Below are 17150 nucleotides of genomic sequence, written 5' to 3' on the forward strand. Positions count from 1 at the left end.
CTCCCGAAGAATGTGTTTTGATGCCGGTTCATGCCGGCTTGATCATTGACGTTGCCGCTTGACCTGCGGTCTTGAGGGCGTTGCGGGCTGCGCTCAGCCCGATGCTCATCTGTAAAAAGCCGTGCGTCACGCCCTTGACGATGTGTGTCTCGGCCGGCCGTCCCACCGAGCGCAGGCGCGCTGCCAGATTGAGTGTGTCCGACAAGAGCGGGTCGATCTCCGCGGCCAGAAGGAAGAGCGACGGCAGACCACGCAGAGCCTCGTCACTGGCATGGAGGGGCGAAGCGAGTGCCTCCTGGCGTGCCTTCGGATCGGGCAGGTACCAGTTCCAGTAGCGCTGCATCCGCGCCGTGGTGAGACCGGGCCCCTCGGCAAAGCGCCGATAGGACGCCGTCTCGAAATCCGCGTCATAGACGCCGTAGAAGAGCAGGGCGCCGTCGGGGGCCTCGTATCCGCTGGCCTGCCGGTGAAGCATGGCCGCCAGGGCGAGGTTGGCGCCTGCCGAGTCACCGGCCAGCAGAAGCGGGCCGGGGCGGATGCCGAACGGGGCCGTGCTCTCGAAGACACTGCCGAGACAGGCAATCACATCATGCAGCCCCGCCGGGAAGGGATGCTCCGGCGCAAGGCGATAGTCGGGCATGAGAACGGGCAGGCCGGTCTCGATGGCGAGGACCCGGGCGCACCGTTCATGGGTCTGAGGGCTGCAGAAGGCAAAGCCGCCGCCATGGACGAAGACCAGGGCACCGTCTCCCGCCTGCGGGGGGATCAGCACCTTGACGCGGCAGTCGGCCGACGGGAGCACCGAATCCGCGGGGATGATGACGTCGCCCGCAAAGGCCATTGCCGGCAGGTCGCGGTTCCAGCGCTGGTTGAGGCGCGCGGCAAGGGCGCGACCCTCTGCCGGCGGCAGCAGCGTCGTATCGGGCTGCGGACCGATCTCATCGTCGATGGCGGCCAGGAGGCGTGCCAGTTCCGGATCGAGCCGGCCGGGCAATTCTTCGACCCGTATGTCGGGGAAAGGGAGGTTCATTGCCCTGCTCCCGGAAAAACGTTGGGCCCGAAATCGACGATGGTCGCGATATGGTGCTCGAGGGAGGTCACGGCCGCGGCGCTGTTGCCGGCCTCGATTGCGGCTACCAGCGGCCGATGACGCTGGGCCGTCAGCACGAGATCGCGCTGGCCTTGCGTGCGCGAAATCTTGAAGCGGTGATTGTGGATCAGGCAGCGATGCAGGATCGGATCCAGTGCGGGCAGGTCGGCATCGTGGAACAGGCGGCGGTGGAAATCGCGGTCGAAGGCGGCAAGGCCCATCTCGTCATCCTCCCGCGCAGCCTCCTCCATGGCTTCGACCAGTGCCTTCAGATCGGAAAGCAGGCTGCGGCTGGGGTTGCGCAGGGCGCGGAGCACACCGGCACATTCGATCTGCTTGCGGACGCGGAACATCTCCACGGCCTCGTCGGCCGTGCAGTCCGAGACCTGGGTGCCGCGATGGCCGCGCCGATGCACCAGCCCTTCCTCCTGGAGCTGCAGCAGGGCTTCCCGCACTGTGCCCTGGCTGCAACCGAAACGGGCGGCGAGTTCCAGTTCCACCAGCGGTTCGCCGGGAGCGAGTTCGCCGAGCATGATGTCATGCTTGAGGGCATCGAAGGCGATCGCCGAGCGCGCGACAGGGCCGGGCCGGGTGCCTTTGGCGCGGAGTGCCGGGTCGAAACGCCGAGATGCTGGCCGCTCGCTCATGTCTCCCCCTTATGCTGGCGCCCATCTTGTGAGTGTTCGCTTACCTCTTGCAATTATCATTATTGATATTGATAATTAGGTCAAGGGCTGGAAAGGCCTCGCTTGTCGCAGGCAGCATCGGGGAGAACGCAATGGCGGGCATTGGCCTCAGGGATATTCGCAAGTCCTACGGCACCCATATGGTGATCCATGGTGTCGACCTCGATATCGCCGAGGGCGAATTCCTGGTGCTGGTCGGTCCGTCGGGCTGCGGCAAATCCACCTTGCTGCGCATGGTCGCCGGGCTCGAAGAGATCACGGGTGGAGAGATGCGCATCGGGGACAGGGTGGTGAATGCGCTTACGCCTGCTGAACGCAATATCGCCATGGTGTTCCAGGATTACGCGCTCTATCCGCATATGACGGTGGCCGAGAACATGGGGTTTGGGCTGCGCATGCGCGACCAGAATCCACAAATGATCGACCAGCGCGTAAGGCAAGCCGCCGAAACCCTGAAACTGGCGCCCTTGCTGGAGCGTCGGCCGGGGCAATTGTCGGGCGGGCAACGTCAGCGTGTCGCCATGGGACGGGCCATCGTTCGTGATCCTCAGGCTTTCCTGTTCGACGAACCGCTGTCCAATCTCGATGCCGGCTTGCGGGTGGAGATGCGGCTCGAGATCGCCAAGCTGCACCGGCGCATCCAGGCAACCACGGTCTATGTCACGCATGACCAGGTCGAAGCGATGACGCTGGCCGACCGTATCGTCGTGATGAATGCGGGCCGCATGGAACAGGTCGGCCCGCCGCTCGACCTCTATCACCGTCCGGCAAGCCTGTTCGTGGCGCGCTTCATCGGCAGTCCGACCATGAACACCGTGGAAGTGAAACTGAACGGAGGCGGCGAACTGTCGATCGGCAGGGCCAAGATTGCCGTGCCATGGCTGTCGGCGGTAGCCGGAACCCCTATCGTCCTGGGTATCCGGGCGGAAGACCTTTCGCCCTGCGACGCCTCCCAGGCGTGGTTCACCGGCGAATTGGCGATGGTCGAACGTCTCGGCGGGCAGACCTTTGGCTACCTGGATGCGGGTGGAGAACGCATGATCACCGTCGAATTTCCGCGTCACAGCACCGTGAAGGTGGGAGACCTGGTTTCGGTGAAGGGCGAGGGGAACGTGCTGCACCTTTTCGACGGAAAGAGCGGCCGGCGGCTGGAACCGGCCTGAAGTGAATGCAGGGCTGGGCGATGCCGGTCTGATCGCCGCCATGGAGGCGGTCGATAGTCCTTGCCGATTTCGACCGAAGAGCCCCGCATCCGAAGGGAAGCGCTCAGGCCGCGAGCAATTCGTCCGCCGGGCCGAAGAACTCGTAATGGATGCGGTCGGATCGCACGCCTGCGAGCGACAGCGCCGAAACCGCGGCCCGCAAAAAAGGCCTCGGCCCGCAGATATAGTAGTCCGCCTCGCTGGCCGGGGTATTGGCAATCAGCCAGCCGTCCGTGATGAGGCCGGCGAGATCGTAGTCGCGTCCGGCGGTCTCATCGGCGAGCGGCGTCTGGTGAAAATCGGTGACGCGCACCGCCTTGCCTCGAGAGGCCAGCGCGCGGACATGCTCGCGCATCGCATGGGTCTGGCGATTATGCGTCCCATGGATGTAGTGGACCGGAACGCTGCTGCCGGTGGCGACCAACGCCTCCAGCATCGCCACCATCGGCGTGAGGCCCACGCCGCCGGACAGGAGGACCAAAGGGCGCTCGGGGTGGTCGGCAAGAAAGAACTCGCCCGCCGGCGCCGCCACCTTGAGGATCGTTCCCGCGGCGGCGTGATCGTGGAGCCATCCCGATGCAAGACCATGGGGCTCGCGCTTCACCGAGATGCGATAGGTCTGCCCATTCGCTGCAGCCGAAATGGAATAATTGCGCTTGATAGGCGGATGGCCGGGGATGTCGAACCAGAAGGTGAGATACTGCCCTGGCTTGTGGGGCATGACGCCTTTGTCATCGACCGGCCGCAGCACGAATGATTTGATCACGCTGCTTTCGCGCACCACGTCCTCCACGCGGAAATCGCGCCAGCCGTTCCAGCCGCCGATGGCTTCCTTCTGCTCGGCATAGATGCGTTCCTCGCGGGCGATCAGGATATGGGCAAGGAACCAGTAGGCCTCTCCCCATGCGGCGAGGATTTCGTCGGTTGCGGCATCCCCCAAAACGGCCTTGATCGCGCCCAGCAGGGCATCGGCGACATGAGGATAGTGCTCGGGCAGGATCTGGAGCCCGACATGCTTTTGCGCGATTCGCTCGACCGCAGGCACCAGCGCGCTCAAATTGTCGATATTGCTGGCATAGGCCAGGATGGCGCCGGTCAGTGCGCGCGGCTGCGATCCCGCATCGCCATGGTGGGACTGATTGAACAGGTCTCGAATGTCGGGGTTCCTGAACATGCGCGAATACATTTCGTGCACGATATCGAGGCCGTGGGCCTCGAGGGCGGGAACGGTGGCTTTGACGAGCGCGATGGTTTGCGCACCGAGCGGCTGTGACATCACATCTCCTGTGATCTGGATGCTTTCGGGACAGGGTTTGATCGGTTCAAAAACATGTATCCTGGATGCATCTATACCGACGAAATAAAACATGCAACATTGATGCATATTTTTTTGGAGCAAATCGGTGCGACTGACGCGCTACACCGACTACGCCATGCGTGTCCTGCTGTATCTGGCCAGGAAGCCGGACACGCTATGCTCGATTGGCGACATTGCGCGCGCCTATGCCATCTCGCAGAACCATCTGATGAAGGTCGTCAACGATCTGGTGAATGCAGGCTATCTGGAAAGCGTGCGGGGCCGGCATGGTGGCATTCGTCTGGCCAAGCCAGCCGCCGACATCAATGTCGGAGCCCTCGTCCGCCATACCGAGGACGATTTCGATCTGGTCGGCTGCGGGGCCTGCATCATCGCGCCGGCCTGCGGTCTCACAAGCGTGCTGGACGAAGCACTGCAATCGTTCCTGGCGACACTCGATCGCTATTCCCTGGCGGATATCATCGCCCGCAAAGGTGACTTCGGGTACCTGCTAAGAGCCTCGTAAGACAGAGGGCGTGCCTCGCCTTTGTAATAAATCCTCGACCGGCCGAACTGAATCACGAGGATGAGCCCCTGGTGCGACCGGGAGGTTGCGATCTGGGGGCATCGAGGCTTTGGGGGCTCCTCCCAAGGCAAGGCGGTTGCGGACGTCCGGGGAGTTGTCCTCTCGGTTTTACTGTCGCTTTCGGCCACGCGCCTATGCGCAAGCAGGGACTCCTGGGCCCAAGCCAGTGACCCCAAAAAAACGTTTGGCGAATTCAGTATTTTGTGCGTATGCTACCAGTTACGTTCAACAGAGAACGCGGTCACGGCACGTTGCGCAGCGCGCAGTAGGTACTGTGCGTGACCATCCCCCCAAACATAAAAGATAATCGTACCGCACGACATGTGTTGTGCTGTCCGGATCACACTGTCCAACGTAAATCTGGAGGAGTCCGCCTATGAATATAGACGGAAGACTGAGCAGCTATGCGTCTAATGGGTCACGTGTTCGAGTTGCCATAGACGTTGGAGGAACATTCACCGACGTTTTCATTCTGGACTCCAACGGCAACCAAACCGTTGCAAAAGTCCCGAGCACGTCCAATCCGATTGACGCCGTGATGAACGGCGCTGCCGCGGCCCGGATCGATTGGCATGACGTGGAACTGTTTACCCACGGCACGACGATCGCCACGAATGCGCTGATAACCCGTAATTTCAAGCCCGCAGCAATGGTGACGACCAAGGGTTTTCGCGATGTTCTCGAAATCGGGCGCGGTACCCGAGAAGATCCCTGGGATGCCTACAAGGAAGGCACTCCGCCCTATGTTCGCCGCCGCGATCGTTTCGCCGTCACCGAACGCATCAACTATCGCGGCGAGGTCATCGAGCCCTTCAACGAGGCCGAGGCCCGTGAAGTCGCGCGCATCCTGCGCAAGCGGAAAGTGACCGCGGTCGCGGTGTGCTTCATCAACGCCTATGTCAACGGCGCTCACGAACTGCGAATGGCCGAAATTCTCGCCGAAGAGCTCGGGCCGGATGTCGCAATCACCACGTCGCACGAAACGCACCCGGAGATCTTCGAGGACGACCGGTTTTCGACGACGGTCGCCAATACGATCTTGGCGCCGATCATCCGCCCCTATGCACGCGATATCGACCGCAGAACCAGCGAAGCCGGCTATGAGGCCGACGTGCTGCTCCTGCATTCCGGCGGAGGCGTGATTACGCCGGCGACAGCGGAAAAATATGCGGCGCGGCTCGCGGCCTCGGGCATCGCGGCGGGCGCAATTGCGAGCAGGCATTTCGCCGGCCTGTGCGGCTACAAGAACGCGATCGGTCTGGATATGGGCGGAACATCGGCCGACATTTCGCTGGCGGCGGACGGCCATTTGCGCATGACCGACAAATGGGAGGTCGATTGGGGCCATCCGATCTGTTTCCCGTCGGTCGAGGTGCTCACCATTGGTGCGGGCGGCGGCTCGCTCTCCTGGCTCGACAAGGCGGGGTCGCTGCGCAACGGCCCGCAATCGGCGGGCTCCGTGCCAGGGCCCGCCTGCTACAAGGCTGGTGGCACCGAACCGACCAATACCGATGCGAACATCATTCTGGGCCGCGTTGGTACCGAACTCGCCGGCGGTACGATGAAGCTCGATCGTGATGCCGCGCTCGGGGCAATGAAAAAGATCGCCGATGCGCTCGATCTCAATGTGATCGATGCCTCGCTCGCAACGCTCCGGGTTGCCAACGCCAACATGGCCGACGCGGTTCGCCTGATCTCCATTGCCCGCGGCCATGATCCTCGCGATTTCGCGTTGGTGGCTTTCGGAGGAGCGGGACCGCTGCACGGGGTGGACATTGCCCGCGAGCTCAACATCCCGGTGGTGATCGTGCCGCCGAACCCCGGCGTGACCTCGGCGGTCGGCTGCATGCTCGTCGATGTTCAGCACGACGTGACCCGGATGTTCTTCAAGGATGCCGTCGAGGCTGATCCTGCCGACATCGAGGCGGCGTTCAGGGAGATCGAAGCCGAAGGGCGCCAGCGCCTGGAGACCGACGGCGTCGAGGAGAAGGACATGACGTTCCAGCGTCTTGTCGACATGCGCTATCGCGGCCAGTGGCGTTCGCTGGCGGTGCCGGTTTCCGGCCAGATCAAATCGATGAAAGAGGCGATTGCGATCTTCCACAGTGAATATGAGAAGGCGCACAACTTCCGGCGTGAGGACTTCCCGGTCGAGATCTATCGTCTGACCGTTCGCGCCATCGGCGTCACGCCCAAACCGTCCTTCCCGAAAGTCAAGATTGACAGGGATGCAACGGCGACACCGAAGGGGACGCGGGAGGTTTGGTTCCACGGACAGCCCGAGGCGATGACCACGAACCTCTATGACCGCGATCATCTGGCGGCCGGGGTCACGATCAAGGGACCCGCCATTATCGACCAGCTCGACTCGACCACTGTCATCCCGCCGGACTGCGTCGCCCATATCGACGAGTGGCTCAACATCCAGATCAAGCTCGACGCTGCATAAGCGGTGCCTGGCAAAGGAACATGGAGAGGAAGAACAGCATGAGCAACTCCAACAAATATGCAGGACTGTCCGACAAGGGTATTCAGCATCCGCCGCTCCCCGCGGATCGGAAGACGGTGTTCAAGACCACGCTCGACCCGATCACATTCGAGGTTCTGCGCAACGCCTTCGTCAACATCGTCGACCAGATGGCCGAACAGCTGTTGAGAACCTGCTATTCGTTCGTGATCTATTGCCGCGACTTCTCGTCGGGGCTGAGCGATCCCCAGGGCAACCTGGTGATGCAGGGAACGGGCGACATCGCCGCGCATGTGGGAACGCTCCACTATACCTGCAAGGCGGTGATCGAGGCGTTCGGCGACGACATCCACCCCGGCGACGTCTTCATCATCAACGACCCGTTCCGCGGCGGCAGTCACTTCAACGACACGCGGATTCTGCGCCCGATGTTCTACAAGGGCGAGCTGATCGGATATTCGCAGGCGAATGGCCACTGGGCCGACATGGGGGGCGCAGCACCGGGATCCTTCAACATCACGGCGCTCGACCACATGGGCGAAGGGCTGCGCATCACGCCGGTGCGTGTCTGGAGCAAGGGCGTCTGGCTCGAAGACGTGGCCCGCATGATCGCCGCCAATACGCGCAATCCCGGCGACGTCATCGGTGACATGCAGGCGCAGGCCGAGGCGACCGCGGTCGCCGAGCGTGAGATCATCCGGCTTTGCGACAAATATGGCGCCGAGACGATCAAGACCGCGTTCCAGGAAGTACAGGACTATGTCGAAGTACTCATGCGGGCGCGCCTTGCCGAATTGCCCGATGGGACCTGGTACGCCGAGGACTATATCGATCAGGACCCCAAGCTCGAAGAGGGGCTGATCCCGATCAAGATCAAGTTTACGATCGACGGCAATCACGCCCATTACGATCTGTCGGGATCGCATCCGCAGATCTCGACCTTCCTGAATGCGGCCTATGGCGGCTCGTTTGCGGGTATCGTGGCGGGAACCAAATATCAGTTCCCGGATCTGCCGCTGAACTCCGGCCTCTACCGGGCGGTAACCGTGAATGTGGGAGAACCGGGAACCGTCGTGAACGCCGATTGGCCTAGCCCATGCGCCGGCTTCTGTTCCGGCCCGTTCGAAAAGCTGATGAACTCGGTGTTCGGCCTTTGGGCCGAGATCCTGCCCGAGCGGACCATGGGTTGCGCCTTCAATCTCGAATATCTGCTGGTTGGCGGGCGCGACACCAGGATCAAGGGACGTCCCTATTTCATGTGGTATGACTGGATGGCAGGCGGTTGGGGCGGCCGCAACGGTCGAGATGGTTTCAATGCCACCGCTCCGGTGTTCGGCGCCCAATATGGCATCCAGCCTCTCGAGGGCCAGGAGCGCCTCGCTCCCGTGCTGACGAAATGCCATGATTTCGTTCAGGACTCGGCTGGTCCCGGGGAGTCCCGAGGCGGGCTTGGCGCCGAGAAGGGCGGATCCGTCTTCGAAGGCGAGCGCATCGTGGTGTCCTATTGCTGCGATCGCGAGCGCTCTGTCACCTGGGGTATGTGGGGCGGTCTGCCCTCGATCCCGCACGGCGTGTGGCTCAACAAGGGGACGGAGAAGGAGCGCTATCTCGGCTCGATCTTCTCCAACCTGCCGATCGAGCTGGACGACGTGTTCACGCGGCCATCCGCCGGCGGCGGCGGAGTCGGCGACCCCTTGCTGCGCGACCCTCAACTCGTTTGCGAGGACGTGGCCGACGAATATGTCAGCCTCGAGCGGGCACGGATCGACTATGGCGTCGTCATCAGGGTGATCGACCGTGACCTGGCCCAGTACGAGGTCGATGTCGAGGCAACCGAGAGGGAACGCCAGCACATTGCTGCAGCTCGCCTGGGCTGGCTCGATGAGGATGCCGAGGCGATCGCTGCCGATTATCGCGCCGGAAAGCTCAACGAGATGGATTGCATCCGGCAATATGGCGTCATCCTCGATTGGGGTGACGGCACCCTCCTGCCCAATACGACCAGTCAGTTTCGCCAGATGCTCAAGCGCAGGGTCGTGCCTTATTGGGGCAAGACGCTGGCGGTCCTCGGCAAGGAAGCGACCCAAAGATCCCGCGCCGCCTAAGGCGACCGTGGAGGGGAGGCGGAGCATCAGAACGCTCCGCCTCCGCGTCAGTGCCGCTCCTTGAGGCGGCCTGCAATCGCGCTGGGTTGGCTGGGAACGCCAACGCCATCGTGTTCAGGGCAATGCGCATATCTCCGACTTCCGGGCTCACGCCGGTTCGCGTTCTGCGCGAGCAGGTCCGCGCATGCACCTGTTGAAGGTAGTTCTCGCGTGTAGGGAAACAGCCAGCCGCGACAAGAGACGGCTGGAATTTCACATCCTGCGGACCGGCCACTGATCCCTGGTTCCCCAGCTGACATTGGTACGACCGCGACCACAGAGGGGACATCATGGACACAGCCAGTAGCGTTCCAAAACCGGACATCATCTACCAGGACGAACCTGGAGTCTTGCGCCAGGCGGCCGCCGAGGATTTCTCTTTGCATATCGTGCCGCCGACGTGGCGAAGCTCGCGATTTTCGCTTGCGATGGCCTGGTTCGGCCTGATGAGCGCCATGTTCTGGGTCGTTGTCGGCAGTACCGTCGCATTGTCGGTCGGCACGGTCGATACGTTGATCGGCATTGCCTTATCAACGGTGGTCTACGGCGTTCTGTGCAATGTCGCGGCCCGCTTTGCGGCACGAAGCGGCACCAATGTGGCGCTGTTTTCCCGAGCGGTTTTCGGGCAGGTCGGCGCGACTTTCGCCGCGCTGCTGTTCGGGGTGACGATCACCTATTACGCCATTGCCGAGGGCACGATCGTCGCGATCGCGCTTCAGGATTATTTCGGCGGACCGATGAGCCTGTGGTATTTCATCGTCTGCTGCTACAGCGCCCCTCTGGTCATGCGCGGCGTCCGCACCTGGCTGGATCGGATCAACGGCGTTTTGCTACCTCTCTACGTCCTTGGCCTCATCGCCTGCGTCATCTGGGCGATCGTTACACATGGATACTCGAACAACTGGCTGACTCATCTTCCAGCAAAGAGCGCCGACATGGGTGTTCCCGGCTGGTGGTTCGCCTTCACGGTCTATATGGGCGTGTGGGTCGTGGTGATGATGACATGGGACGTGGCCCGCTTCGGCCGCAAGGAGGACGCCGTCGCCAACGGCAATACGAGCTTCGGCATTCCCTTCTATGTCGTCACCTTGCTGATCAACGGTGCGGTCGGGATCTTCATCGCCGAAACCATTCCGATCGTGGGGCCGCTGTCGGAGACGTCTGCGATCATCGGCATCGTGGCGCTGATGGGACCCTTCGGCGTGCTCCTGGTCTGGGTCAGCCAGACCAGGATCAACACGATCAACTTCTATCTTTCATCCACCAACATGCAGAACTTCTTTGCGCGGGCCTTCAAGATCTCATTGCCCCGCACCGTGTGGGTGGCGATCATGTCGGTCGTGATCTTCCTTGTGATGCTCACCAATGTCTTCGGCTACCTTCTGCAGACGCTCCAGTTCCAGGGTGTGATCATCGTTGCCTGGGTTGGTGTCGCCATGACCCATGTCGGCTGGTGCTACCTGCGCGGGATCAAGGCTGACATGCTGGAGTTTCGTCCCGGCCGGGTTCCGCTGGTCAATCCGGGCGGACTTGGAGCCTGGGTGGTCGCATCGGCGGTCGGCTGCCTGCTCCTGGTCTTCGGCGGCAGCTTTGGCGGCATCTGGGCACCGCCAATCACCTTGGCGATAGCCGTCGTCATCTATGCCGCGTCTCTGGGGATCGCGCGCGCGAACTGGTTCATCGTGGAGCGGCCGCACGACCCCAGAAGTGAAGTCGACGATCCATGGACTGCGAGGATCCGCTGCAGTCATTGTGCCCAGGCCTATATCGCCCATGAAATGGATCGCGACCCTTCATTCCGTCATGAGCCGATTTGCCTTGCATGCGCGTCCGACCGCCGCGAATTCCTGCTGGCAGCCCGGGCAGAGGCAAGAACCTATGCCGGGCGCTGCGAGCCGGTCATGCTCGGCTCTCGACGCAGTTCGGCGACGTAGAACACAATTGCGGGCTGCGCCTTCGGTGCAGCCCGGCTTGCATGACCGCCCCGGCTCGGGCCGCCAAGGCGGCATCTTCCGTGGATATCGTCAGAACGGAACTGGCCTCGTCCTTATCCGCCGTGGAAGGTCGGGAGCGCACCATTCCCCAGAGCGCTTTCCAGAAAAGTCGATAGATTTTTCGATTAGGAAAACGCGCCGAAACAAAGAGTTGGGAAAAATGACGATTCGGAGAAAAGCCATTTTTCTCTAGGGGGATGTCGGCATGTCCTCGTCGCACCAGTCGAGAGCGTTCAGAATTTCCCCGGAAACGACCTCCACCGTGGTTCGCCGTTTCATCGCCAACTGGCGCAGCATGCCATAGGCCTCCTGCTCAGAGCGGCTGTTCGTAAGCATCATCGCAAGCTTGGCGCGTTCGATCGTGCGGCAGGTTTCGAGCTTGGCCTGCATGCGGTGCAGGTTGGCGCAAAGCCGCTTTTCGCGCCGGAAATTATTCACGGTCACCAGGAGATTGGTGAGAATGCCGAAGGGGCGGATCGGCAGTCCGATGACCGCATTCGCTCGAATTCGCAGCAGCCTGTCGATCGCGAGGGGATTTTCATAATCGATGACCCCGATCAGGACCGCAGGGGGATCGTCGGCCTGCCATTCAAACGTCAGCTTATGTTCTATGATCTGGTCGAACATTGCGAAAACGATATCGATGTTCTCGAAAGTGCTCGGCGGAGGCCAGATTTCTTCCACATGACAGCCGATCCGCATCAAATGAGACCGTAGAGCCGCGCCTTCGCTGTTCTTCGGCTGGACGAGCAGGACACGCAAGGATCGCAAGTCCTTGACCGAAACCATCTGGTCCCTGTCCTTGCCACTGGAGGAATGGGAACCCCGCATGATCAGATCCTCTCACCGGCATCCGTTTGTCGCGAGCGGCTTGCCTGTCGAAGCACGTGGGGCCTCTCAGGCATCACTGGATCACTCCTGAGTGCCGAAAGAGTCGGCGCGAAGCGTTTTCGGCAGGTCGGGGGGCTGCAATGGCGTGTCCTCGTCATCCAGGAAATAGGCAGCCCGATAGGGGTCTGGCGGCACGGCGTGGCTGGTCTCGGCAACGATGTCGAACTGCCCATCCTCCCGCACGACTCCAATCTTGGGCCAGACATGCGCGTGGGAATTCAACGGGTCGATGGCGATCACACCCTGCGGCGCGTCGAAGGTCGAACCGAGGATTTGCGCGCGCACGAGATTAACGTTGTCGGAATCGCACTGCCGCATCGCCTGCGCGACCACATGGGCCTGGGTGTAGGCGGCCTCCCAGCCCATGTTCGCATTTGGCTGTTCGCCATGCACGGCCTGGTACCGCTCGAGACACGACCTGTTTGCCAAGTTGGTTTGCGACTGGAAATAAGTGGCCGCAGTAATATGGCCGGATGCTGCACCGATGCCGATTTCCCGGATGTCGGTTTCGCTGGTCGTCAAGCTTGCCACCGGCATCTGATAGGCGTCGAGGCCGTTGTCGGCATAGGCCTTGTAGAATTTCACATTCGAATTGCCGACGAAATTGTTGAACACGATATCCGGTTTGCGGCTTTTCATGTCCTTGATCAGGGCGTCGAATTCTTCAATCGACGCTTCTTCTGGAAGGTAGCGCTGGCCAACGATCTCGCCATCGCGGGAGCCGATCAGATCCGCCATGATCCTTCCGGATTCACGCGGCCACACATAATCCGAACCAACGATGTACAGTCTCGGCGTGAAGTTCTCCAAAAGATAAGATCCCAAGAAGAAACTATTCTGGTTGGGAACTGCGCCGAAATAAACGATATTCCTTGAATATTCGAAACCTTCATATTGCGCTGGATAGCACAACAATCCATGCTCCCGGTCCAGGACGCTCAAGACAGCCTTGCGCTGGCTGGAAGTGTAGCAACCAAGGATGATGCTTGCCTTCCTTTCCGACAAAAGTTCTCGGGCCATATCCTGATATGCTGACGGCTTTCCCTCAGGGTCGCCATAGATCGGAACGAGCTCTCGTCCGTTTATGCCCCCTGTTTCATTGATCTCGTCGATGGCGAATTTGGTTGCGGACAGCATGCTGCGCTCGGTTGCCGCGGTCCAACCCGTTTTCGAGAACAGCACCCCAATATGGATTGGTCGATCGCTTGTCATTATTGCGCAAGACTCCATCACACGAGAATGGGGCAACCTGCTCTTAGCCAGCAAACTTGCCTTTCAAGCGGCACTGCATTCACAGGTGATCTTGAACGCTAGATGAGCCAATCTAGGCGGTCAATGCTTTGTTCGGGATTGGCTTTTGAGGCGGTGTCCGGATGCTTGAGACCATCGCCCATGCAAAGTGTTCTTCAGCTTCCCTGGGAACCGCCGACGGCTTCGCTGTCAGGATGAATGGTTTCGGGGCAGCGGGCGCGGGCGCCATCCGATCGACGGCCGCGCATGGCTGAACGGGGGTGCCCTGCTCTGCTACTCGCGGCGCGGAGGAGCGGCAATCCCGCACGGATCAGCACCAGCGCCGCTCAATGCGGCATCGCCAGCCTGCCAGTCTCCCGCTCCGAAATGCGCAGCAAGGTGAATGTTGAGTCGGCCCCGCGATATTTGCGGCGGCAAGCGCCGGCTATCATCGGGCACCAAGAAGCCTTTTCCACCCGAACAGGAGACGCCGACCGATGGCGAATGCCCAGACGCTGAAGGCACAACGCGACAAGACTCTCGAACTGACGCGTTCCGGGCCGCCGGCGCGCACCTCCAATCCCTTCTTCGGCGTCGGGCCGATCACCGACGGCACGCTGGATGAGGTGGATGCGCGCCTCCTGCGTTTCGAATTCGATCGCTGGCTCGAAAAGAACTATCGAAAGCTCGATGACCAGGGCGGCGATCTCGGGCCCTTCACCACGGCCGAGGTCGGGCGGAGCATGCATCGGGGCTATCCAGCCGACAAGTTCCTGACCGACATGATGCGGGAGATCCATCGCTATTTCGAGTTCCCCAGGGCGAACAAGATGGCGGTGGGGCTCGGTGGTGGCCATAGCGGCTTCACGGTCTGCGCCCTCCATCTCGTGACTGCCGGCGATCCCAACCAGCATGTTTACGTCGACACGCTCCGGCCGGAGTCCGAAGCGGCCAAGGCGGGCGGTTTCTTCCGCCAGTCCTGGGGCGCGCAGCTCATCGAGATGCACCGCTATGCCCGCAATGGCGATGAGTCCCGCATCCACTTTGCCGAGGAGGAGGGTGCCATTCCCAGCGCCGACGCCCTCGAAAAGATGGGCGTCAAGCTTTTCATCGGCGTCGGCCATGAAACCACCGGCGCCACCACCTATACGGCCCAGGACATCGCCAATCTGCTCGAATGGCTCGACCGCAATCCGGCCGAACACCATGCCGTGCTCGACGCCACCTCGATGCTCGGCGCCATGCCCTGGGGCGAAGAGGCGGTGAAGAACGTCATTGCCAAATGCTGCCTGTTCATGCCGTTCCAGAAGGCGATCGGCGGTATCTCGGGTTATTTCGTCGTCTCCTTCACGCCGCAGGCGCTTGACCTCGTCGAGAGGAACCAGAAGTCGCCGTCCTGGGCGATCCCGCGCCAGCTCAAGATCGTGGCGCCGGTCGACCCCAAGCGTCCGCTCACGGGCGAGAGGACCGTCAATGTCGGGCCGATCTATGACCCGGCGCAGGACAAGATGCTGGGCGGCGTGATCAACACCTACTCCACCCTCGCCTTTGCCGAGACCACCTTCGGCCTGCTGCGCTCGGAAAAGCGCCTTGGCTCGGTTCAGGATCTCTACAAGCGCTCGGTGCGCAACCGCGCCGCCGTGAACCAGTGGGTGGCCAGCCATCCCCTGTTCGAGCTCGGCGTCGCCGATCCCGAGCGGCGCGGCGCGGCGGTGACGCTGCTGCGCATCAGGGATGCCGACATCACCGACCCCGCCATCCACGCCCGCATCATCGCCCGTTCCAAGCAGATTCTTGCCTATGAAGGCATCACCCATCCCAATGGCGAGCATGAACGCGGCCTCGACGTTGCCCGCTATGTCAACGCCTTCCCAGGCACGCCGGGCGACTATCGCGCCTGGATCGGCGGCATCCGGCCGGTGGAAGATATCGATGCGCTGCTCGATAACCTCGAATACGCCTATCTGCGTGCCAAGATCGTGGTGCTGGAAGAAGAACTCGCCAAGCTCGGCGAGACCTTCCCGGTGAGCGCCGATGCCGGCGGCGAGCGCGCCAGGCGCGACGATCCCAACCGTGCCTACAAGGTATTGGTGGCCGATCTTATCGGCATGCGCTTCGACGGTGAGGGAGAGCCTGACCACCAGGAAGTCCGCCGCTATATCGAGGCGAAGGGCGGCGTCTTCCATCTCGGCCCGATCCGGGACGACGGAGCGCTGCAGAAGGGACGTATCCACTTCTTCTACCAGCCCAATCTCAGCACCGAGGCAGAGATCCTGCCGCAGACCGACAAGGGGCAGTATGATGCGGTGATTGCCGCGGCCACCTTCCTGCCGAAGAACTCGGTGTTTCCGCTCGGCGGCGTGCGCATCGGCGCCGGTACCGGCAATATGGGCTCGTTGTCCTGGGGCGGCGGCAGCGGTGTTGGCGGCGACGCGCCCCTGATGAACACGCCCAGCTTCAACAGCCGGGCAACGGCCCAGATGGCCTTCAAGGCCCTGCTCAAGGTGGCGCCCGACCTCAAGGTCGACGAACTGCACCGGCGTGTCGTCGCCGGCGAGTTCGATACCGGCAAGCATTTGCGCGACTTCCCGACCGAAAAGCTGGAAGGGCGGCGCATCGCGGTAATCGGCTATGGCAATATCGGCCGCGAGCTCGCCAAGCTCGCCAGCGCCTTTGGCATGCAGGTGGCCATCCATGCCCGCGAGCGGCACAAGGATTGGATCGAGTCGGAAGGCTTCGAATACGCTCCGACCGCCGAAGCTGCGGCGGAGGGGGCTCATGTCCTCACCGTGCATACCGGCCTCGGCCCGATCGATGCCAAGAGCGGACGCTTCGCCAACCAGTCGCTGATCGGCAGCGATATCCTCAACCGCCTCGCCGATGGCGCCGTGCTCATCAACTATGATCGAGGCGAAGTGGTCGACGCCGAGGCCCTCGATGCGGCGCTTGCCGAGGGCAAGGTCTCTTATGCCTGCATCGACGCCGATCTCTTCCGCAATGCCGCCGACGGGACGCTGTCGGGCCCGATGGTGCCCTATCGCGCGCTCGAAGGCCGGCATTCCGGCAAGCTCGAACTCTTGCCGCATGCCGCCGCCGACACCGACCATCCCTCGCGGGTGGAGGGAGCCAGGCAGGCCGTCGACCAGATCTTCGACGTCATCCAATACGGCGTCGTCACCAATCTGAAGGGCGATCTGCCGCCAGGCTACCGCAATGCCGGCGCTCGCACCGTCAATGGTATAGGTGCGGTGACAGGTGGCACGCTTGCTCGCGCCGTCGCCGATGAAGCGGTCCTGCGCCAGGCGCGCGAGGCGGTGGAATCCCTTGCCGCGATCTGGGGAGCGCTGTCGTCGACCACCGATCCCGACCGTCGCGCCACCTTGCTGCAGCGCTATGGCGCCGCTCTCGTGCGGGACACCAACCGCTACACGGCCCTTACGGAAAAGCTCGGGCTCAGGGGGCCTTATGCCGAAGCCTAAGGAGCCGGTTTGGCCGAGGCGAGCTACAGGGGATAACGCCGTATGGCCTGATCCGGCAGGGTCATGCGGAATTCGATCGGATGG

11 protein-coding genes are annotated in these 17150 nt (G+C 62.0%); 6 read left to right on the top strand and 5 right to left on the bottom strand.

Annotated features, from left to right (window positions below):
- Nucleotides 1-28 precede the first annotated feature (28 nt).
- Both ACIGJE_RS27380 and ACIGJE_RS27385 read right to left on the bottom strand, forming a co-directional pair.
- The gene (locus ACIGJE_RS27380; protein WP_483680940.1) at nucleotides 29-1030 is read right to left on the bottom strand and encodes an alpha/beta hydrolase; all 1002 of its coding nucleotides are present in this window, start codon (nucleotides 1028-1030) and stop codon (nucleotides 29-31) included.
- The gene (locus ACIGJE_RS27385; RefSeq protein WP_394312895.1) at nucleotides 1027-1737 is read right to left on the bottom strand and encodes a GntR family transcriptional regulator; all 711 of its coding nucleotides are present in this window, start codon (nucleotides 1735-1737) and stop codon (nucleotides 1027-1029) included. The genes ACIGJE_RS27380 and ACIGJE_RS27385 overlap by 4 nt, the downstream gene beginning before the upstream one ends.
- Nucleotides 1738-1868: 131 nt before the next feature.
- On the opposite strand from ACIGJE_RS27385, the gene ACIGJE_RS27390 reads away from it, so the two are divergent.
- Nucleotides 1869-2939, top strand: a complete 1071-nt coding sequence (locus ACIGJE_RS27390) for an ABC transporter ATP-binding protein (protein WP_483680942.1) — start codon at nucleotides 1869-1871, stop codon at nucleotides 2937-2939.
- A gap of 103 nt (nucleotides 2940-3042) precedes the next feature.
- Here the strand turns inward: ACIGJE_RS27390 and hmpA are convergent, their stop codons facing one another.
- Nucleotides 3043-4254: an NO-inducible flavohemoprotein gene (gene hmpA, locus ACIGJE_RS27395; RefSeq protein ID WP_483680943.1), complete on the bottom strand. Its 1212-nt coding sequence runs from the start codon at nucleotides 4252-4254 to the stop codon at nucleotides 3043-3045.
- Between the two features lie 127 nt (nucleotides 4255-4381).
- Between hmpA and ACIGJE_RS27400 the strand changes: the two genes are divergently transcribed.
- The 4 genes from ACIGJE_RS27400 to ACIGJE_RS27415 all read left to right on the top strand — a co-directional run bounded on the left by ACIGJE_RS27400 (nucleotide 4382) and on the right by ACIGJE_RS27415 (nucleotide 11406).
- Entirely contained in the window at nucleotides 4382-4801 is a 420-nt protein-coding gene (locus ACIGJE_RS27400) for an RrF2 family transcriptional regulator (RefSeq protein WP_311943366.1), read from the top strand.
- Between the two features lie 436 nt (nucleotides 4802-5237).
- Complete coding sequence (locus ACIGJE_RS27405) at nucleotides 5238-7310, top strand: hydantoinase/oxoprolinase family protein (protein WP_394312890.1); 2073 nt, start codon at nucleotides 5238-5240, stop codon at nucleotides 7308-7310.
- A gap of 38 nt (nucleotides 7311-7348) precedes the next feature.
- Entirely contained in the window at nucleotides 7349-9433 is a 2085-nt protein-coding gene (locus ACIGJE_RS27410; protein ID WP_483680945.1) for a hydantoinase B/oxoprolinase family protein, read from the top strand.
- Between the two features lie 329 nt (nucleotides 9434-9762).
- Nucleotides 9763-11406: a purine-cytosine permease family protein gene (locus tag ACIGJE_RS27415; protein ID WP_367626770.1), complete on the top strand. Its 1644-nt coding sequence runs from the start codon at nucleotides 9763-9765 to the stop codon at nucleotides 11404-11406.
- Between the two features lie 249 nt (nucleotides 11407-11655).
- Here the strand turns inward: ACIGJE_RS27415 and ACIGJE_RS27420 are convergent, their stop codons facing one another.
- Nucleotides 11656-12297, bottom strand: coding sequence for an ANTAR domain-containing response regulator (locus ACIGJE_RS27420; protein WP_311943374.1), 642 nt, complete (start codon nucleotides 12295-12297; stop codon nucleotides 11656-11658).
- 81 nt (nucleotides 12298-12378) lie between these two features.
- A complete protein-coding gene (locus ACIGJE_RS27425; protein WP_483681184.1) occupies nucleotides 12379-13587 on the bottom strand; it encodes a transporter substrate-binding domain-containing protein in 1209 nt (402 codons plus the stop codon).
- A gap of 497 nt (nucleotides 13588-14084) precedes the next feature.
- On the opposite strand from ACIGJE_RS27425, the gene ACIGJE_RS27430 reads away from it, so the two are divergent.
- Nucleotides 14085-17066, top strand: a complete 2982-nt coding sequence (locus ACIGJE_RS27430; protein ID WP_483680948.1) for an NAD(P)-dependent oxidoreductase — start codon at nucleotides 14085-14087, stop codon at nucleotides 17064-17066.
- Nucleotides 17067-17150: the final 84 nt, after the last annotated feature.

This window comes from Labrys sp. E2SS-1L, from assembly GCF_057073705.1.